Origin of the sequence: Micromonospora sp. NPDC005367, from assembly GCF_040606825.1 — a bacterium.
Taxonomy (GTDB): domain Bacteria; phylum Actinomycetota; class Actinomycetes; order Mycobacteriales; family Micromonosporaceae; genus Micromonospora.
The window spans coordinates 85,090-104,464 of the sequence record NZ_JBEXFP010000003.1; the positions used below are offsets into that span (position 1 = coordinate 85,090).

17 protein-coding genes and 1 pseudogene are annotated in these 19,375 nt (G+C 70.4%); 12 read left to right on the top strand and 6 right to left on the bottom strand.

The window, feature by feature from the left end:
* Positions 1 to 21: 21 nt before the first annotated feature.
* Entirely contained in the window at positions 22 to 999 is a 978-nt protein-coding gene (locus ABZS42_RS03145) for a ribonucleotide-diphosphate reductase subunit beta (protein WP_355142339.1), read from the top strand.
* Between the two features lie 312 nt (positions 1,000 to 1,311).
* Positions 1,312 to 3,789 (top strand): M14 family metallopeptidase, encoded by a 2,478-nt coding sequence (locus ABZS42_RS03150; RefSeq protein ID WP_355142019.1) that lies wholly within the window; start codon positions 1,312 to 1,314, stop codon positions 3,787 to 3,789.
* A 114-nt stretch (positions 3,790 to 3,903) separates the two neighbouring features.
* Here ABZS42_RS03150 and ABZS42_RS03155 read toward each other — a convergent pair whose 3' ends face one another.
* Positions 3,904 to 5,193 (bottom strand): peroxidase family protein, encoded by a 1,290-nt coding sequence (locus ABZS42_RS03155; protein ID WP_355142021.1) that lies wholly within the window; start codon positions 5,191 to 5,193, stop codon positions 3,904 to 3,906.
* 624 nt (positions 5,194 to 5,817) lie between these two features.
* Here ABZS42_RS03155 and ABZS42_RS03160 point away from each other — a divergent pair.
* Complete coding sequence (locus ABZS42_RS03160) at positions 5,818 to 6,552, top strand: NAD(P)H-binding protein (RefSeq protein WP_355142023.1); 735 nt, start codon at positions 5,818 to 5,820, stop codon at positions 6,550 to 6,552.
* Positions 6,553 to 6,707: 155 nt separating this feature from the next.
* Here the strand turns inward: ABZS42_RS03160 and ABZS42_RS03165 are convergent, their stop codons facing one another.
* Positions 6,708 to 7,103 carry a hypothetical protein gene (locus ABZS42_RS03165; protein WP_355142025.1) on the bottom strand — a complete coding sequence of 132 codons (396 nt, stop codon included), beginning with the start codon at positions 7,101 to 7,103 and terminating at the stop codon, positions 6,708 to 6,710.
* Positions 7,100 to 7,597: a sigma factor gene (locus ABZS42_RS03170; RefSeq protein WP_355142026.1), complete on the bottom strand. Its 498-nt coding sequence runs from the start codon at positions 7,595 to 7,597 to the stop codon at positions 7,100 to 7,102. The genes ABZS42_RS03165 and ABZS42_RS03170 overlap by 4 nt, the downstream gene beginning before the upstream one ends.
* A 197-nt stretch (positions 7,598 to 7,794) precedes the next feature.
* Here ABZS42_RS03170 and ABZS42_RS03175 point away from each other — a divergent pair, with 197 nt between their 5' ends.
* The 9 genes from ABZS42_RS03175 to ABZS42_RS03215 all read left to right on the top strand — a co-directional run bounded on the left by ABZS42_RS03175 (position 7,795) and on the right by ABZS42_RS03215 (position 15,423).
* Complete coding sequence (locus ABZS42_RS03175; RefSeq protein WP_355142028.1) at positions 7,795 to 8,361, top strand: alpha/beta hydrolase; 567 nt, start codon at positions 7,795 to 7,797, stop codon at positions 8,359 to 8,361.
* A gap of 85 nt (positions 8,362 to 8,446) precedes the next feature.
* Positions 8,447 to 9,040 (top strand): TetR/AcrR family transcriptional regulator, encoded by a 594-nt coding sequence (locus ABZS42_RS03180; protein WP_355142030.1) that lies wholly within the window; start codon positions 8,447 to 8,449, stop codon positions 9,038 to 9,040.
* Between the two features lie 5 nt (positions 9,041 to 9,045).
* Entirely contained in the window at positions 9,046 to 10,056 is a 1,011-nt protein-coding gene (gap, locus tag ABZS42_RS03185) for a type I glyceraldehyde-3-phosphate dehydrogenase (RefSeq protein WP_355142032.1), read from the top strand.
* 164 nt (positions 10,057 to 10,220) lie between these two features.
* Positions 10,221 to 10,379, top strand: a complete 159-nt coding sequence (locus tag ABZS42_RS03190) for a hypothetical protein (protein ID WP_355142034.1) — start codon at positions 10,221 to 10,223, stop codon at positions 10,377 to 10,379.
* Between the two features lie 6 nt (positions 10,380 to 10,385).
* Entirely contained in the window at positions 10,386 to 11,333 is a 948-nt protein-coding gene (locus ABZS42_RS03195; RefSeq protein WP_355142036.1) for an STM4015 family protein, read from the top strand.
* A gap of 1 nt (position 11,334) precedes the next feature.
* The gene (locus ABZS42_RS03200) at positions 11,335 to 12,438 is read left to right on the top strand and encodes an STM4014 family protein (protein WP_355142038.1); all 1,104 of its coding nucleotides are present in this window, start codon (positions 11,335 to 11,337) and stop codon (positions 12,436 to 12,438) included.
* Positions 12,426 to 13,229 carry an STM4013/SEN3800 family hydrolase gene (locus ABZS42_RS03205; protein WP_355142040.1) on the top strand — a complete coding sequence of 268 codons (804 nt, stop codon included), beginning with the start codon at positions 12,426 to 12,428 and terminating at the stop codon, positions 13,227 to 13,229. The genes ABZS42_RS03200 and ABZS42_RS03205 overlap by 13 nt, the downstream gene beginning before the upstream one ends.
* Complete coding sequence (locus ABZS42_RS03210) at positions 13,226 to 14,551, top strand: STM4012 family radical SAM protein (RefSeq protein WP_355142042.1); 1,326 nt, start codon at positions 13,226 to 13,228, stop codon at positions 14,549 to 14,551. Before ABZS42_RS03205 ends, ABZS42_RS03210 begins: the two co-directional genes overlap by 4 nt.
* Complete coding sequence (locus ABZS42_RS03215) at positions 14,548 to 15,423, top strand: STM4011 family radical SAM protein (protein WP_355142046.1); 876 nt, start codon at positions 14,548 to 14,550, stop codon at positions 15,421 to 15,423. The genes ABZS42_RS03210 and ABZS42_RS03215 overlap by 4 nt, the downstream gene beginning before the upstream one ends.
* A gap of 50 nt (positions 15,424 to 15,473) precedes the next feature.
* Here the strand turns inward: ABZS42_RS03215 and ABZS42_RS03220 are convergent, their stop codons facing one another.
* From ABZS42_RS03220 to ABZS42_RS03230, 3 genes and pseudogenes are all read right to left on the bottom strand, one after another.
* Complete coding sequence (locus ABZS42_RS03220) at positions 15,474 to 17,540, bottom strand: N-acetylmuramoyl-L-alanine amidase (protein WP_355142048.1); 2,067 nt, start codon at positions 17,538 to 17,540, stop codon at positions 15,474 to 15,476.
* 20 nt (positions 17,541 to 17,560) lie between these two features.
* Positions 17,561 to 19,006 carry a VCBS repeat-containing protein gene (locus tag ABZS42_RS03225; RefSeq protein WP_355142051.1) on the bottom strand — a complete coding sequence of 482 codons (1,446 nt, stop codon included), beginning with the start codon at positions 19,004 to 19,006 and terminating at the stop codon, positions 17,561 to 17,563.
* Positions 19,007 to 19,112: 106 nt separating this feature from the next.
* Positions 19,113 to 19,375 (bottom strand): annotated as a pseudogene (locus ABZS42_RS03230) (N-acetylmuramoyl-L-alanine amidase); the annotation flags it as partial.

The window sequence follows — 19,375 nt, forward strand, 5'->3', positions numbered from 1 at the left end:
CACCTGCTGCTCGATCCCGGCATGGATCTGACGCTGCGGCCGATGCGCTACCCGCACTTCTTCGACCGGTTCAAGGACGCCATCAAGAACACCTGGACCGTCGAGGAGGTCGACCTGCACTCCGACCTCGCCGACCTGGCGAGGCTCTCCCCCGCCGAGCGGCATCTGGTGTCCCGGCTGGTCGCCTTCTTCGCCACCGGCGACACGATCGTCGCCAACAATCTGGTGCTCAACCTCTACCAGCACGTGAACAGCCCGGAGGGCCGGCTCTACCTGTCCCGCCAGCTGTTCGAGGAGGCCGTGCACGTCCAGTTCTATCTGAACCTGCTCGACACCTACGTACCCGACGAGAAGGAGCGCTTCGCGGCGTTCGCCGCCATCGAGAGCATCCCGTCGATCCGGCGCAAGGCCGAGTTCTGCTTCCGCTGGATCGACTCCATCTTCGAGCTGCGCGAGCTGCGTACCCGGGAGGACCGCCGGGCGTTCCTGCTCAACCTGATCTGCTTCGCGGCCTGCATCGAGGGCCTGTTCTTCTACGGCGCCTTCGCCTACGTCTACTTCCTACGCTCCCGGGGCCTGCTGAACGGTCTCGCCTCCGGCACGAACTGGGTGTTCCGCGACGAGTCCATGCACATGGCGTTCGCCTTCGAAGTGGTGGAGACCGTACGGCGCGAGGAGCCGGAGCTGTTCGACGACGAGATGGTCCGCCAGGTGCGGGAGATGCTGGCCGAGGCGGTCGAGTGCGAGACGCAGTTCGCCGAGGACCTGCTCGAACAGGGTGTATCCGGGCTCTCCCTCGGCGACATGCGGGAGTACCTGCAGCACGTGGCCGATCGTCGGCTCGCCCAGCTCGGCATCGCACCGCTCTACGGCTCGGCGAACCCGTTCGCGTTCATGGAACTTCAGGACGTGCAGGAGTTGTCGAACTTCTTCGAGCGCCGGGTCTCCGCGTACCAGGTCGCCGTCACCGGCAGCGTCACCTTCGACGACGACTTCTGAGCACCGGCCGACCCCGGGGCTGCCGGCGCCCCGGGGTCGGCGCGTATCCACCTGGCGGCCGGACCCGCCCCGGGCGTTGCCTCAAGTAATCCTCAAATCCGCAGCACGTCGGACATCGATGTGAGGAATGCGAATACGATCACCGCACTCGGCTCGCCCGTCGCCCGTCCGATCCGTCTCACGTCCGCGGTCCCCGTCCTACCACGGCCTGGTGCGGGCGAGTTCAGCGCGAATGTCCCAAGTGGAGTGGAGTGGTCGGCGCACGGGCGTGCCATGAGATCAACCACTGGCCGCAAACGGAAGGAGGGAAGCATGCGACGCAGACATGTGCGCATCGGGCTTCTCGCGCTGACCGCCATGGCGGGAAGCGTCCTCATGGCGAGCGCGCCCGCGGGCGCGGATCCCACGCACTCCACAGCCAGCGCGGGTTCGAAGCGATCCCACCTGGAGGATCGGGAGGCGGTAAGCCTCGTACGCATCAAGCTGACCGGCGCCGACATGCTGGACAAGGTGGTCGCCGCCGGCTTCGACCTCGAGCACGGCGTCAAGCGAGTGCCGACCGGCATCGAGGCCGAGGCGGTGCTGACCGCCGAGCAGCGGGCCGAACTCCAGTCGATGGGCGTCAAGATCCTCGGCAGCGACGAGGCGTTCGCCTGGAACGAGCAGGCCGACGGTGGCATTCGGACCGCCGGCAAGCAGGCCGTCCAGCCGCTCAGCCACGAGCAGACGGTACGGGTCGTCCGCGCCGACTGGTTCACCACCAAGGGGCAGGGCTTCCTCTACGTCGAGGCGCGGACCACCGAGGGGCAGCAGGCCGACCCGGTCGTCCAGATGCAGCTGGAGAACGACTCCGGCACGGGCACGTCGTTCGGCTTCGCCCGGACGATGAGCCGGTTCGTCGACTCCGGGCAGTACATGTTCCACCGGAACCTGTTCAAGCTCGACGAGCGCCCGAGCCAGATCCGGGTCACGAGCTCCACCGGCGGCGTCACCACCGGCAAGGTCTCCGACTGGCTCGAGAACGCCCCTCCGCCGCTGACGGACGATCCGGGCTACAAGTCGAACTTCATCGACGGCTACAAGACGCCGCAACAGCTCTACGGCCGCGCCGAGGAGATCGCCCGGCAGTACCCGGACATCGCCCAGATCATCTACCTGCCGAACCAGACCAACGGCTACCAGCGCAAGGCGCAGGCCACGATCGGCGGCACCGGCCAGTCCGCGGTCGTCGTCAGCTCGGCGGCGTGGGGCCACGAGGGTGGCAACGACATCACCGTCGAATTCGTCGACCGGCCGGGGGCGGACCTTCCGCTCTCCGTCGAGGTGACGGGCAAGGCGATCCGTGTCCTGCTCGCCAAGGACGCCTCCGGCGCGCTGGCGAGCACGGCCGCCGAGGTGGCGGCGGCGCTGGAGACCCGGTCCGCGGGCCTCATCGACCGGGCGCACCCGTACCGCACCAACGCGGGCACCGGCATCGTCGCGCCGTCGGCGCCGGTCGCGCTGACCGACTTCCTCGACCAGAAGCGCGCCGGCGCGCCGGAGGGCGAGGTGCCCCGAGGCCCGGCCACGATCCCCGTCCTTCGGATCGGCAAGCACCGCGACGGCACGAAGCCCGGCGTCCTGATCCAGGCGCAGGACCACGCCCGCGAGTGGGTGCCCGCGACGACCTCGCTCGAGGCCGCCGAGCGGCTGGTGCACAACTACAAGACCGACCGGGAGACGAAGAGGATCGTCGAGGACACGGATGTCTTCTTCATCCTGTCCAACAACCCGGACGGCGCGAACTACAGCTTCTACAACTTCGCCTCGCAACGTAAGAACCTGACGAACCACTGCCCGGACGAGAGTGCCGATCCGGGCCGGCGTGACTCCTGGGGCGTCGACCTGAACCGGAACTACCGGGTCGCCTCGGGCCAGGACGGCTACTCCGGCGGCTCGTCGGTGTGCACCAGCGGCACCTACCAGGGCCCGGAGAAGCTCTCCGAGCCGGAGGCGAAGAACATCGTCTGGCTGGTCGAGAAGTACCGGAACATCAAGTTCATGATGTCGGTGCACTCCAACGGCGGTCAGCTGTTCTGGCAGCCGGGCGCGTACATCGCCGACGGCCGGATCACCACGCCGCGTCCGCCGCTGGGTGACGAGGCCTTCTACTGGCAGTCGGCCGGCCGGATCCTGTCGCAGGTCAAGGCGTACCGGGAGACCGTCGTGACGCCGGAGAACGTCGGTGGCTCGTCGGACGTCCTCTACTCCTCGGCCGGCAACGTGCGCGAGGACCTGTACTACACCTACGGCATCTACGCCTTCGGCTGGGAGGTCGGCGGTTCGGTCTACAACCCGGCCACCGGCAACTGGCAGGGCGGCTCGTTCCAACCGCCGTGGGAGGGCGACCCGAACCTGGTCAGCGGGCACTCCGAGACGATGGAGTACGCCAACGGGATCATGGAGATGTTCCGGGTCGCGGCGGACTGGGGCAGGGACAAGAAGGACCCGAAGTCCACGCTCGTACCCGGCGGCGGGAAGCACCGCGGGCCCGTCGACGTACATTTCGAGACGAACGAGCCGGCCACCATCTACTACACGACGGACGGCAGCCGGCCCACGCTGAAGTCGCCGCGGTACGAGGCAACCGACTTCCGTGAGCCGGGTCAGGTCTTCCACGTGACCGAGACGACCAGGTTCAACTGGTTCTCGGTCGACGCGGCCGGCAACATCGAGCGGAACTACGACCCGGCCAAGAACGACAAGCGCAACAACTACCGCACGGCAACGATCAAGATCGACAAGAAGTAGCGTGTTCTGGTCACTGCCTCGTCAGTGCGGGTCGCTCCCGTACTGACGAGGCAGTGCTCGCGCAGGCTCACGCCCGCCGTTGCGTGGCGGCGGAGCCCGGAGCACGACCCACCGTCACGCCGGGTGGACCGGCCCGTCGCGGTGGACGCCGAAGGCGAGCAGGTCCGCCAGACCGAAGCCGGACCCCGTGGCGGGCAGCTGCGGCGCCCAGTCCGGTTCCCGGCTCAGATAGCTGGCCGGGTCGGCGCGCAGCAGTCCGATCAGGACCTCCGTCACGATCCGTCCGCCGACCGGGCCGAGCCGGTCACCGTTCCCGCGATGCTCGGCCTCCTTGAGGATGTAGAACCACAACGGAGTGCCGTGCGGCCAGGTCTGCCCCAGTTCGCGAGCGGTCAGCGGCGCCACGTCGAGGAGCCGGGCGATCGCCTCGCCGCTGGGCAGGCGGGTGGTCTCGCCGCGCAGCAGGTCGCGTACCGCCAGGGAGCGGTAGGCAGCGACGTCGACCGCGCCGGTGAGCTGCTGGGGCAGCCCGATGAGGCCGGCGGCGAGCCGGCCGTCCAGGCGCTTGGCACGCTGCGCGGGTGGACGGCCGGGCACGTCGAAGATCTGCGCGAGATCCAGCCGCCGGTCGGCGGGCAGCGGACCGAACCCGACCAGGTCGGGGAAGAGCGGCACCGCGGGACCGCCCGCGACGAGCCGGTAGGTGTGCCGGATCTGGCCGTGGCCGTAGCGGAACGCCGCGTCGGCGAACTCCAGCGGGATGTACGCCTGCTCCGGCCGCGGCGCGAACCACCTGCCGCCCTCGCTGAGCACCTGCTCGACCAGCGGCGCTCCGACGAGCCGGGGCAGGAAGTCGTGGACGACGATCCACTGGTAGTGCCAGGTCAGCGCGGTCCGAGCCCGGTCGAAGACCTCGGCCTCGAGCACCCCGTCCGCGCGCAGCAGATCGACCAGGTGGTTGTGCATGTGCAGCAGGGCGACGTGCAGGCTCAGCGCGAACAGGTGCGAGTCGTTGCGGGGGTCGCCGATCAGGGCCACGCCCTGCTGGTTACGCGGAACGTCGCCGCCGTCCGGGCCGAGCAGGAACTTCGCCGGGTCGCCGACGTCGAACAGGTACGGCGAGCCGATCGGGCCGTCCGAGTAGACGATCTCCAGGTTGAGCATCGGGGCCCGGGCGTTTCGCAACTGGTCGGAGGCGACGCCTCCGTTGATGGGTGAGCGGTCGGCGGTGATGTCGTGGGCGACCAGTTGGCCGAAGAACGGCCATCCGGCGGCCTCGGTCGCGTCGTCACCGCCGGCCTGCAACTGCTCCAGGACCGCGGCGGCGTCGCAGATCCCGCCGTCACTGCCCGCACGCATCAGCAGATCAGGGTCGGTGCCCAGCGGTTCGACGTCGCGAAACATTCGCCCGTAGCGGACTGCTCCGGTGGGGCGGTCCACGGCGCGTACCGGGCTGAGGCAATGGTCGCGGGCGGCCACGTGACTGCCGTGCGGGTGTGCTGGCGAGTTGGTCGGCGGCGTTGGTCCACCGACCGGAGATCCGCGTTCCGGAGCCCGCAGGCAAACGCCGTCGCCGATCGGGATGCTCATCGTTCCTCCGTGGCATGGGTGAAGTCCGGGGCCGGCGGGACGTCCCACCGGCGGGGCGTGTTACGGCCCGCCCGGTCGCGGTGGCGGGTCCCGCCGTGAATCGCCTCCACCCACGGTGATCCGGTCGACAGCCCGTGCGACCTCTCCCCCAGCGATAGGTTAGAGAAGCGCCGCGGCGCCGTCGGGGGAAGCCGAGACACGATCTTCGAACTGATCAGACCGGTGCCACCGATGGCCACGATCCTCATCACGCCCCTCCCGCGCGCGCGGCGTCCGTCGCCGCCCCGATGCCAGCTGAGACCGGACGACCCCCCGACTTGTGACAACCGTCCCCGGCCGCCGCCGCGTCCGGGCATCGGAGGCACTGTCACAACTCGCGAGGCTGTCCTGTCATACGAGGCGAGAGAGCATCCTTCGGAACCAGGAAGGTCAACCAACATGAAGATCGCTGTCATCGGCGGTACCGGACTCATCGGGTCGCAGGTGGTCAAGATCCTGAACGCGAGCGGGCACGAGGCGGTGCCGCACTCCCCGTCCACCGGACTCGACCTGATCAGCGGGAAGGGCCTGTCCGAGGCGCTGACCGGGGCCGACGTCGCGGTCAACCTGACGAACTCGCCGACCTTCGACGACGCCTCGCCGGCGTTCTTCCAGACGACGATGGACAACCTGCTCGCGGCGGCCAAGGACGCCGGCGTCGGGCACGCCGTGGTCCTCTCGATCGTGGGTGCCGAGCAGGTGCCGGACCTGGTCTACTACCGGGCCAAGGTGCTGCAGGAGGACATCCTCAAGGCCGGCCCGGTGCCCTACTCGATCGTCCGCGCCACGCAGTTCTTCGAGTTCATGGACGCCACGATGTCCTGGACGTCCGACGAGAACACCGTGCGCCTGCCCGCCACGCTCATTCAGCCGATGGCCTCGGCGGATGTGGCCCAGGCCGTGGCCGACGTCGCCGTCGGCGCCCCGCTGCGGGGGACTCGCAACGTCGCGGGCCCGGAGGTCTTCCCCCTCGACGAGCTGGGCCGGATCACCCTCGCCGCCCGCGGCGACCAGCGCACCGTCGTCACCGACGACACCGCCGGCCTGTTCGCCGCCGCCTCCGGCGACGCGCTCATCGCCAAGGAAGACGCGGTGATCTTCAAGACCACCTATCGGGAGTTCCTCGCCCGCTGACACCACCCGGGGCCCGTACGACGTGCGTCGTGCGGGCCCCGCGTGCCCTCCGCCGACGATCGGTCTCTTCGTCGGCGGCGATACCACCCGCGCGGCTTGATCGTCTCCCGTGGTCGCCGAGGGGATCGGACAACACACTGCTCCGTCACGGCCGGTCAGGCCGGGGCGGGCACGGCCTTGACCTTCTCGAGGTTCACCATCCACAGCACCTGGTCGATGCCCTCGTTCGAGGCGCTGACCGTGATCAGCCCGTAGACCTCGCCGTCCTGTCGCAGCACGGCGGACGTCTGCCCGTTGGTCGTCACCAACCGCACCTCGACGTTCTCCCAGAACCAGGCGAGCGCGGACAGGTACTTGGCCACGCGTTCCGCGCCCACCACCGTGCGGCGTGCGACCCGCACCCGGCCGTTGCCGTCGGCGATGTTGGTCGCGTTCTTGGCCAGGAGCTGCTCCAGCGCGGCCATGTCGCCGGAGCGGGCTGCCGTGATGAAGGTGGTCAGCAGTTCCCGCTGCGCGGCCGGGCTCGCCGGCGTACGCCGCTCCTCGCTCATGTGTTTGCGCGCCCGACTGACCAGCTGGCGCACCGCGGGCTCGGTCGACTGCAGGATGGCGGCGATCTGCCCATACGGGTAGTCAAGGCCTCCCGAAGGACATAGGCGGCACGTTCGTTGGGCGTGAGCTTCTCCATCAGCAGCAGGGCGGCGAACTCCAGCGCCTCACCACGCTCGGCCCCCAGGTACGGGTCCGCGCTCGTGTCGACGGGTTCGGGCAGCCAGGGTCCGATGTACGTCTCGCGCCGCACCCGTGCCGACTGAAGTGCGTTGATGGCCAGCCGGGTCGTCGTCGTGGCCAGGAACGCGGCCGGGTTGACCACCGCGCCGCGGTCGCACGTCTGCCACCGCAGCCACACCTCCTGCAGCAGGTCCTCGGCCTCGGTGGCGCTACTGAGCATGCGATACGCGATCCCGAACAGGCGCGGCCGCACGTCGGTGAAGATCGCGGCCGCCTCCTCCAGATCGTCCGCGCCAACCTGCTCACGATTCACATCGGAATCCGCCATCGCTCGCCCCCGTCTGGATCCGTGTCGCGGCTCCCGCCCCGACCATGGTGATCCGAAGATGCCCCGGTCGCCAATGTCGGGCGCGCGGCAGTGACGTTGGCTACCGCACGACCTGTCACATTCCCCGCGGTTGCGCTGTCTCACTGGGCGAAGACAGCGACGACTCACGAGAGTAGCGAATCATGATCAAGCCGAAGCCCACCGTCGTTCTGGTGCACGGTGCCTTCGCCGAATCCGCGAGCCGGCCCGGGGTGGTGGAGCAGTTGCAGGCGAACGGCGTGCGCGTGGTCGCGGTCGCCAACCCGCTGCGTAGCGTGCCCGGCGACGCCGCCTACCTGCGCGACGTGATCGCCGGCATCGACGGGCTCGGCCCGGCGCTGACCGCCTACCCGGTCACGACCGGCGGCAACGAGTTGGCCATCCGGCCGGACACGTTCCATCACCAGTTCGCCGCCGACGTGTCGCCGGCGCAGGCCGAAGTGCTGAGCGCGACCCAGCGCCCGGTCACGGAGGTCGCCCTCACCGAGGGCCTGCCGTCCGACGTCCCGGCGTGGCAGTCGGTCCCGTCGTGGTTCGTGTTCAGCGACGAGGACCGCTGCATCCCGGTGGCCCTGCACCGCTTCATGGCGGAGCGGGCCGGCGCGAAGGATGTACGCGAGGTGCCCGGCGCCTCCCACACGCTGAGTGTCTCCCACCCCGACGTCGTGACGGCCTCGATCCTCGAGGCTGTGGATGCGGTCGCGGCGTAACCCCCGCCCTCGCGCCCACCGAAGCTGATCACGGAAGCGGGTGGGGCAGACGCACACTGTACCTACCGGTATGTACACTGCTCTCGTGGATTCGCGCCAACTCCTGATCGACACGATGAGCGAGCTCATGTGGGAACGCGGCTACGCAGACACCAGCCCCCGTGAGGTACGCGAACGTTCCGGCGTCGGCCAGGGCAGCATGTACCACCACTTCCCGACCAAGCGGGACCTGGCGCTGGCCGCCCTCGAACGCAACGTCTCCGACCTGCTGCCGGCCGCGTCCGAACTCGACGGTCCAGGCGACCCGATGGCCCGGATCGAGGCCTATCTGATGCGTCCGCGCGACCCCCTCAAGGGCTGCAAGGTCGGCCGGATGACCCAGGACCCGCAGGTCCGCGAGGACCCGGTGCTGCTCGCCCCGGTGGCGCGCGCGTTCGCTCAGGTCCACCTCAGCTGGGTCAGGGTGCTACGTGAGGCCATCGCCGCACGTCAACTGCGGGACGACCTCGACCCGGAGCGCCTCGCTCACACCTTGATGGCCGTCCTGCAGGGCGGCTACGTGCTCGCGATCGCACAGCAGGACCCCGGCCCGTTCAACGACGCCCTCGCCGGCGCCCTCGACCTGCTCCGGGCGGCGACACCAACCGCGCCCGAGCACAAGGACAAGAATAGGAACTGAACACCATGACGGTACGCATCGGCATCAACGGGTTCGGACGGATCGGGCGCACCTACCTGCGCGCGGCTCTGGCGAACAACGCCGACGTCGAGGTGGTCGCGGTCAACGACCTCACCGATGCCCGCACGCTGGCCACCCTGCTCGAGTGGGACTCCATCTCCGGCCATCTGGACGGCGTCGCCTTCGACGGCGACGCGATCTCCGTTCAGGGCGCGCGCCTGAAGGTCTTCGCGCAGTCCGACCCGGCCGACATCCCCTGGGGTGACGTCGGCGCCGACGTCGTCATCGAGTCCACCGGCCACTTCACCGACGGCGTCGCGGCGGCGGCCCACCTCAAGGGCGGCGCGAGGAAGGTCGTCATCTCGGCGCCGGCCAAGGGAGACGTCCCCACCTTCGTGCTCGGGGTGAACGACGACCGGCTCGACCCGGACAGCCATGACGTCTTCTCCAACGGCTCGTGCACCACGAACTCACTCGCCCCGTTGGCGAAGGTGCTCAACGACTCGTTCGGTGTCGAGTCAGGACTGATGACGACGGTCCACGCCTACACAGGCGACCAGCGGTTGCACGACGCGCCGCACTCCGACCTGCGCCGGGCCCGCGCGGCGGCCGTCTCGACCATCCCGACGTCGTCCGGCGCGGCGAAGGCGATCGGCAAGGTCATCCCGGAGCTCGACGGGCGGCTCACCGGCGCGGCGCTACGCGTCCCCGTCGCGACGGGTTCGATCACCGACCTGACCGTGGTCCTGCGCCGCGGCGCCGACGTCGAGGAGGTGAACGCGGCGTTCCGCGAGGCCGCCGGCTCCGAGCGGCTGCGGCGCTACCTGCAGTACTCCGAGGCGCCGCTGGTCTCGGCGGACATCGTCGGCAACCCGTACTCGTCGATCTTCGACGCGCCGCTGACCGAGGCCGTCGGCAACCAGGTCAAGGTGTTCGGCTGGTACGACAACGAGTGGGGGTTCTCCAACCGCCTCGTCGAGTTCTCCGAGCGGGTCGGAGCGGCCACGAAGGGCTGACGCCGAGGGAGGCCGACTGCGGCGTGCTCAGCTGCCGGCTGAGCACGCCGTGCGGTGCGGGTGTCCGTCCGCACGGGAGTCGCCGGCAGGCCACCACCGATCAAGATGTCGGGGTGGCCTGTTACGGTCGCGCCGCCCATGCCGCAGTCGAACCGGAGGTTGCCGTGATCCGCTCGCACGTGTCGTCGTTCGCCGGTCCGCCGGTGTCACGCTGCACACCGCGGTTCGCCCCAGCGGAGGGCGCGGTTCTCCGGCTCGACGTCGAGGACCGCGGCCCGGAGCGCGACGGCGGGCAGTACGGCCGCACCGTGGTCGGGGAGTGATCGGCGATGTCGTTCGGATCCCACGCGAGTTCCTTCGCCGGCCGGCCGGTGGTCGATGTCCCCGAGGACGGTCCGCTTCCGGCCGTGGACGGTCCGGTCTCGTGGCGGATCGCCCGCTGGGACTTCGAGGACGACGACGAGGGCGTGCTCTCCGAGGAGTTCCAGGCGGCGTTCGAGCAGTTCGTCGCGCACACCGGTCCGACGGTGGAGTCCCTGGTCGTCGGGGCCTGGGGGTACGCCGCGTTCAACCCCGCCCCGATCGAGCAGCTGTGCGAGGCGGCCCCGCGCCTGCCCGCGCTGCGGGCCCTGTTCCTCGGCGACATGACCAGCGAGGAATGCGAAGTCTCCTGGATGAAGGTCGGTGACGTCAGCAAGCTGCTGGCGGCGTACCCGGCCCTGGAGGTGCTACGGGTACGCGGTGGCGAGGATTTCCACTTCTCCCCCGTCCGGCATCCCCGGCTGCGCGAGCTGGCGGTGGAGAGCGGCGGGCTGTCGCGGGAGTTCGTCGGCGCGGTGCTCGACTCCGAACTGCCCGCGCTGACCGACCTGGAGCTCTGGCTCGGCAGCAACTACTACGGCGGCGACTCGACGACCGCGGACCTGGCGACGCTGCTGGCCGGTGAGCGGTTCCCGCAGCTGCGCCGGTTGGGGCTGCGCAACGCGGACATCGCCGACGAGGTCGCGCAGGCGCTGGCGTCCGCACCGGTGGTCCGCCGGATCGAGCGGCTGGACCTGTCGCTGGGCACCCTCGGTGACACCGGGGCGGCCGCGCTGCTGGCCGGTCAGCCGCTGACCCATCTGGCGGAACTCGACCTGCATCACCACTTCATGTCCGAGGAGGCGGCGGCATCGGTGGTCGCCGCGCTGCCGAACGTCCGGGTCGACGTGTCCGAGCCGCAGAAGCCGGACGAGTACGGCGGTGAGAGCCACCGCTACACGGCGGTGTCGGAGTGACATGCGACTGACCGTCGTCGGCAACCCCGACAACCGCCGGGTGCGGATGTTCACCCGGGCGGCGCTCGCCGCCGGTCTGCCCCGGCCGACGGTGCTGCCCTGGGCCGACGTACTGGCCGGGGCCGCACCGCCGCCCGCCGGCGAACTGGTGCGGGTGGACTCACCCGGCGAGGACCCGCAGGTCGACCGGATGCTGCGCCAGGCGGCCACCACCGCCCGGCACGGCGAGCTGGTCGGCCTCGCCGACGCGTACGCCGGTCTGATCGGCGGCCTGACGCGGGTCGCCGCCGGTGGCGCGGACCTGCTCAACCGGCCGGAGGACGTCGCGGTGCTCTGCGACAAGCGGCGCTGCCACGCACTGCTGTCGGACGCCGGGGTGCCGGTACCGGCCGCGCTGCCGCCCGTCGACGGCTACGCCCAGCTGCGGGCGGCGATGGCCGCGGCCGGCTGGGCCAGGGTCTTCGTCAAGCCCGCGCACGGTTCGTCCGCCGCCGGGGTGCTGGCGCTCGCGGTCGGTCCCCGGCAAGTACAGGCGGTCACCACGATCGAGCACACTCCGGACGCGATGTTCAACTCGCTGCGGGTACGCCGGTACACCGACGAGTCGGAGATCGCCGCGATCGTCGACCGGCTCGCGCCGGACGGCCTGCACGTCGAACGGTGGCTGCCGAAAGCCGGCCTCGGCAACCGGGTGGTCGACGTCCGGGTGCTGGTCGTCGCGGGGCGGCCGACGCACGCGGTGGTCCGCGCCGCCCACGGGCCGCTGACCAACCTGCACCTGGGCAACGCGCGCGGTGACCTCGACGAACTGCGGGCCGCGGTCGGACCGCGGGGCTGGTCGGCGGCGATGGAGACGTGCGAGCGGGTCGCCGCCTGCTTCCCCGGCTCGCTGCACGTCGGGATCGACCTGATGTTCCTGGCCGGCTGGCGTCGGCACGCCGTGGCCGAGGTCAACGCCTTCGGTGACCTGCTGCCCGGTGTGCTGTCCGCCGGGCGCGACAGCTACGCCGAACAGGTGCACGCGTTGACCAGCGGCCAGTGGCAGCGGTGGCGGGCGTCCCTCGGGGCGGAGCCGGCTCGGGAGGTGGTCGCGTGCGGAGCCTGATCGGCAGTCACGACCTGCTCCTGGTCACCCTCGACACGCTGCGCTACGACGTGGCCGCCGAGCTGGCCGCGACGGGGCGTACCCCGAACCTCGCCCGGGCGTTGCCGGCCGGCCGGTGGGAACGACGCCACTCCCCCGCCAGCTTCACCTACGCCGCGCATCACGCCTTCTTCGCCGGCTTCCTGCCCACGCCGGCCGAGCCGGGCCGGCACGAGCGGCTCTACGCGGCGGCCTTCCCGGGCAGCGAGACCTCCGGCCCGGACACCTGGGTGTTCGACGCGCCGGACCTGCCGACCGCGCTGGCCGGCATCGGTTACCACACGCTCTGCCTGGGCGGGGTCGGCTTCTTCAACCGGAACAGCCCGCTCGGCGCGGTACTTCCGGGCCTGTTCACCGAGACGCACTGGGAGGCGGAGTTCGGGGTCACCTCACCGACCTGCCTGGACGCGCAGCTCGACCGGCTCGCCGAGGTGCTGCCCCGCGTGCCGGCGGCGCATCCGCTGTTCACCTTCCTCAACGTCGCCGCATTGCACCAGCCCAACCGGCACCATCTACCCGGTGCCGAGGTCGACAGCCTGGCCAGCCACGCCGCCGCACTGGAGTATGTGGACGGCCTGATCGGCCGGCTGTTCAACCTGGTCACCGGCCGCGGCCGGCCGGTGTTCACCATCATCTGCTCCGACCACGGCACGGCCTACGGCGAGGACGGGCACACCGGCCACCGGATCGGCCACGACGTGGTGTGGACCGTTCCGTACGCCCACTTCACCCTGCACCCGGGAGAATGGTGACCAGCACCGATCCGAGCCTCGACGGCTCGCCGTACCAGCAGTATCTGTACGCGTACCCGCACAAGACCTCGTACCGGCCGCTGCGGCCCCGTCCCCGGTTGGCCGACGTGTGGCGAGCCGAGGTGCGGGATGCGTTGTTCCTCTACCTGCACGTGCCGTTCTGCGAGATGCGCTGCGGTTTCTGCAACCTGTTCACCCGGGCCAACGCTCCGGAGGAGCAGGTCACCGCGTACCTGCGGCAGCTGCGCCGGCAGGCCGAACGGGTCACCGACGCGCTCGGCGACGACGCCGGGTACGTGCGGGCCGCCTTCGGCGGTGGCACCCCGACGTATCTCACCGCCGACGAGCTGACCGAGCTGTTCGACATCGCCACCGGCACGGTCGGTGCCCGGCTGCCGGGCGTACCCCTGTCGGTGGAGACCTCGCCGGCCACCGCGACGCCGGACCGGCTCGCGGTGCTCGCCGCGCACGGCACGACCCGGGTGAGCATCGGCGTGCAGAGCTTCCTGGACGTCGAGGCCCGCGCCGCCGGCCGGCCGCAGCGCCGTACCGAGGTGGAGGCCGCGCTGAGCGCGATCCGCGACGCCCGGATCCCGGTGCTCAACATCGACCTGATCTACGGCATCGACGGGCAGACCGCCGACACCTGGCAGCAGAGCCTCGATGCGGCGCTGGCCTGGCGGTCCGAGGAGCTGTACCTGTACCCGCTCTACGTCCGGCCGCTCACCGGCCTCGGCCGGCGCACCCACGCCCGCGCGGACTGGGAAGCCCAGCGGCTCGCCCTCTACCGGCAGGCAGTGGACACTCTCGGCGCGGCCGGATACCGGCAGGAATCCATGCGGCAGTTCCGCCGTGCGGACGCACCGGTACCGGACGGCCCCGACTACTGCTGCCAGGACGACGGCATGGTCGGCCTCGGCTGCGGTGCCCGCTCCTACACCACCACCCTGCACTACTCCTTCGACTACGCGGTCAGCGTCTCCCAGGTGCGGGCGGTACTCGACGACTATCTCGCCCGCCCCGCCGACGACTTCGGGTACGCCGAGTTCGGGTTCCACCTCGACGGCGCCGAGCAGCGCCGCCGCTGGCTGCTCAAGTCGCTGCTACGCGCCGAGGGCGTCGACGCCGCCGCCTACCAGGCCCGCTTCTCTCGTCCACCGGCGGACGACTTCCCCCAGCTCGCCCGCCTCGTCGAGCGGGGCTGGGCCACCGAGGACGGGCCACGGCTCACTCCCGCGGGACTGGCCCGCTCCGACGCCATCGGCCCGTGGCTCACCTCCGCCGAGGTCCACCACGCGATGACCGGGTACGTGCCGCGGTGAACCTGGAGATCCTCTACCGCGGGCCGCTGGCGAGCTGCAACTACGACTGCCCGTACTGCCCGTTCGCCAAGCGGCACGACCCGCCCGAGCTGCTGCGTGCGGACCGGGCCGCGCTGACCCGGTTCACCGGCTGGTTGGCCGAGACCACCGACGTACGGCTGTCGGTGCTCTTCACGCCGTGGGGAGAGGGGCTGACCCGCAGTTGGTATCGGGACGCGATGGTGTCGCTGTCCCACCTGCCGCACCTGGAACGGGTGGTCATCCAGACCAACCTGGCCGCCCGCGTCGACTGGCTGGCCGACGCCGATCCCCGCTCCGCCGCCCTCTGGACGACCTACCATCCGGGGCAGGTGAGCCGCGAGCAGTTCCTGCGCCGCTGCGCCCGACTGTCCGAACTGGGCATCCGATACTCCGTCGGCGTGGTCGGCCTACCGGAACACCTCGACGAGGCCAGGGCGCTGCGCGAGGCCCTGCCGGAGCACGTCTACCTGTGGGTGAACGCCGCCGAAGGTCGCCGCTACGACGCCACCGAGGAGGCGACCTGGACCGAGCTGGATCCGCACTTCGGCTACAGCGTCCGGCCGCACCTGTCCCTCGGCCGAGCCTGCCACGCGGGAGAGACGGCCGTGTCCGTGCTCGGCGACGGCACCGTACGCCGCTGCCACTTCATCCAGACTCCGATCGGCAACCTCTACGACGGCTCCTGGCGGGCCGCCCTGAAGCCCCGGCCCTGTGGCAACGCGATCTGCGACTGCCACATCGGATACGTCCACCTCAAGCCGCTCGGTTTGCGGGACGTCTTCGCCGGCGGGGTGTTGGAGCGCATCCCCGCCGGCTGGCCGCGCCGGCACTCCACCCAGAGCGGATCGTGAACGACGCAGCGCCGGCCCAGACCGGGCCGGCGCTGCCTTCGACGTACCGGTCAGAGCGTGGTCTCGCCGTTGAGGCCGAAGAAGTCGTGCCATTTGGTGCCGGGACCGAATTCGGTGCCGGTGGAGAGGGCGACGTAGATGTCGTTGGTGTGGCCCTTGGTGAAGACGATGATGTCGTCGCGGCCGTCGCCGTCGTAGTCGCCGAGGTAGGGGAATTCGCCGGCGAGGCAGAAGAAGTCGTTCCATTTCACCGTGGTGCCCGCGAAGGACGTGCCGGTGGAGATCGCCGCGTAGACGTCCGCGTCGGTGTTGCAGGTGAAGGTGACGATGTCGTCCTTGCCGTCGCCGTTGATGTCACCGACCCTCGGCTGCTCGGCGCCGACGGCGAACAGGTCGTGCCATTTCTGCGGCGGGCCGAACGACGTTCCGGTGGAGAGTGCCACGATCACGTCGGATGCGGTGGCGGGTCCCTGGGTGAAGGTGATGATGTCGTCGCGGCCGTCGCCGTTGACGTCTCCGACGGCGGGGTACTCGCCGGCGATGGAGAAGTATTCGTGCCATTTCGTGGCGGTGCCGCTGAACGACGAGCCTGTGGACAGCGCGACGTAGACGTCGCCTGCGGTGTCGTGGGTGAAGGTGATGATGTCGTCGCGGCCGTCGCCGTTGACGTCCCCGACGGCTGGTACCTCGGCGTCGGGCGCGAACCAGTCGTGCCATTTCGTGGCGCCGGCGAACGCGGTGCCGGTCGACAGGGCGACGTACACGTCGGCGAGCGAGCCGTGGGTGAACGCCACGATGTCGTCCCGGCCGTCGCCGTCGAAGTCGCCGGAGAGCAGCGTCTCCCCGTTGAGTCCGAAGAAGTCGTTCCACTTCACCGACGTCCCGGCGAAGGAGGAGCCGGTGGAGGAGGACACGTACACGTCGTTCGTCGTGCCCTGCGAGAAGGCCACCACGTCGTCGCGGCCGTCACCGGTGAAGTCCGTCGGCGAGCCGGCGAGGTACCTCGATCCCGTACCGCCCTGGTTGACCAGGGAGATGTAGTAGTTCCAGTTCCAGTTCGGCCCGGGGTCGGTGTGGTCGTTGCCGGGGATCTCGTTGTGTCCCTTGATCCCGGTACGGCTCTTCGGAATGCCGTACTTGTCGCAGACGTAGCGGGTCAGCGCCGCCGACGAGCGGTACATCGCGTCTGTGAACCACGCCGGATCGTCCACGAACCCCTCGTGTTCGATGCCCACCCCGTACGCGTTGCCGGAGCGGGCGTGGTACGCGGTGTCACCCTCGCGCACCATCTGGGTGATCTCACCATTGCTCGACTTGACGACGTAGTGCGCGCTCACTCCCGCCGACGGGTTCTGGAACCAGCTGATGGTGCCCGCGTACGAGCCCTGGGTGACATGGATGATCACAGTGGTGATCGCGCTGGACCGGCCGGCGCCGTAGTTGGCGCCGTTGGCCGCGATCCAGCGAGCCGGGCCGTACTCGGGCACGGCGGCCGCCACCAGATTCGAGGGCGTACCGGCCGGCAGCACCTGCGCGTAGTGCCCCCGCTCCGGCTCGACCCGGTGCGGGCGGACCGGGGCGGCGCCCGGGACGCCCTGCTGCAGCAGGTCGTAGACGTGGTCGGCGTAGAGCCGCGCGGTCGGATCCTCGACCGCTCCCCCGTACCTCGCCACGACCGGATACCAGGCGGTGATCCGGTCGCGATCGGCCGCCGTCAGGCCCTGCGCGTCGGCCAGGTCACGCAGTACCGCGGCGCCGCCCCGGATGTTCGCCGAGATGGTCGACTTCAGCCTCGCGACCGGTTCACCGGTCAACGTGGCCGCCCGTTCGAGGCTGTGCAGGGTCGGGTTGCTCACCAGGTGCATGACGCCGTAGCCGTTGGCCTGGCTGGGTTTGCCGTCGTGCGCGTCGAGCCGGGACTCGCCGTACCCGACGGCGACCAGCAGGTCCCGGGGCACGTCGTACTCGTTCGCCGCGCGCTCGAAGGCGGCGTCGATCGCGGTACGGGCCGGGGTGGCCGCCGCCGCGGGTACCGCCGGGCCGACGGCCGCGGCGGTGAGCGCCGCGGCGAGGAGGGCGACGGCGCCACGACGCCGGTGGGCACGTGTTCCTGCCATGGGGGTCTCCAGTCCGGGTTTCACAGCGTCGCCTCCCCGTTGAGGCCGAAGAAGTCGTGCCACTTGGCTCCGCCGCCGAACGAGGTGCCGGTGGAGAGACCGACGTAGACGTCGTTGAGGCTGCCCTTGGTGAAGACGACGATGTCGTCCCGGCCGTCGCCGTCGAAGTCGCCGAGATAGGGGAACTCGCCGGCCAGGCAGAAGAAGTCGTTCCATTTGACGGTGGTGCCGACGAAGGCGTCGCCGTTGGAGACGGCCGCGTACACGTCGGCGTTGGCGTCGCAGGTGAACGTCACGATGTCGTCCTTGCCGTCACCGTTGATGTCACCCACCCGGGGCAGCTCCGCGCCGACGGCGAACAGGTCGTGCCACTTCTGGGCCGCGCCGAAGGACGTGCCGGTCGACCGGGCGACGATCACGTCGGCGGCGGTGGCCGGCCCCTGGGTGAAGGTGATCAGGTCGGCCTTGCCGTCACCGTCGACGTCGCCCACCGCCGGGTACTCGCCGAACGGGCTGAAGAACTCGTGCCACTTCTGGCCGGGACCGAACGAGGTGCCAGTGGACAGCGCCACGTAGACGTCGCCCGCCGCATTGTGGGTGAAGGCGATGATGTCGTCGCGGCCGTCGCCGTTGACGTCGCCGACCGCGCCGATCTCCGCGCCCGGGGCGAACCAGTCGTGCCACTTCTGGCCGCCGCCGAAGGACGAGCCGTTCGACAGCGCCACGTAGACGTCGCCGGTGTTGCTGTGCGCGAAGGTCACGATGTCGTCGCGGCCGTCGCCGTTCACGTCGCCGCTCGACGCCGTCTCGCCGCCGATGGAGAAGAAGTCGTTCCACTTCACCGAGGTGCCGGCGAAGGTGGTTCCCGTGGAGTTGGCGACGTAGACGTCCGCCAGGGCGTTCTGGGTGAAGGTGAGCACGTCGTCGCGGCCGTCGCCGGTGACATCGGTCGACGATCCGCCGGCGATGGCGTGCGTGCGGGCCGCCTCGGCGAGCAGGGTTCGGGCCTTGGCCGCGGCCTGGTCGTAGCGGTCCGGGAAGCCGGAGCGCTGCACGCACTGGGCGACCTGACCGGCGGTGTAACCCGGGTTGTTGCTGTCGCAGACGATGGCCCGGGTGACGTACTGGGTGGTGGCGTAGACCGGGTCCATGATCTGCTCGGGTGTGCCCCACCCGTAGTCCCAGCGCTGCTGGAAGACCCCGAGCGAGGTCTTGTCGCCACAGGGCAGGTTGTTCATGTGGGATTCGACCCAGCCGGCCTCGAAGGCCGAGAGCAGCACCTTGTCGTTGGCGTTGTGGGCGCGCGCCACTCGGTAGACGATCAGGGTGATGGCGGGATCATGGGTGGCGGGGATCGACGTGCAGGCCAGGGTACCGATCGGGTCCGCCTGCGCCGGCACGCCGACGGTCACGGCCGCCAGCGCCGCGCAGAGCGCGAGCGGTATCGCCAGGAACTTTCGTCTCACGATGCCTCCTCACCAGGGGGTTGGGGTGTGGGGTGGGGTTGCGTCGACGGCCGGGGCAGCCGTCCGGTGCGAAGCGCTCGGCGGCTCCGCGGCCGCGGGGTCCGGGTCACGGCACGCTCGGTCGGGGCAGGTCGGTGCCCGGCGCGAACTGGTCGTGCCAGCGGTTCGCCGTCGGCCCGAACCGTCCGCCGCCGGAGAGAGCGACGTACACGTCGGCCGCCGTACCCCGGGTGAACGTCACCACGTCCGCCCGACCGTCCCCGTTGAAGTCGCCCAGTCCGGGCAGCTCGTCGCCGATGGCGAAGTTGTCGTGCCACCTCCAGGCGTTCTGGACGAAGCGGGTGCCGTCGGAGAGGGACACGAACACAT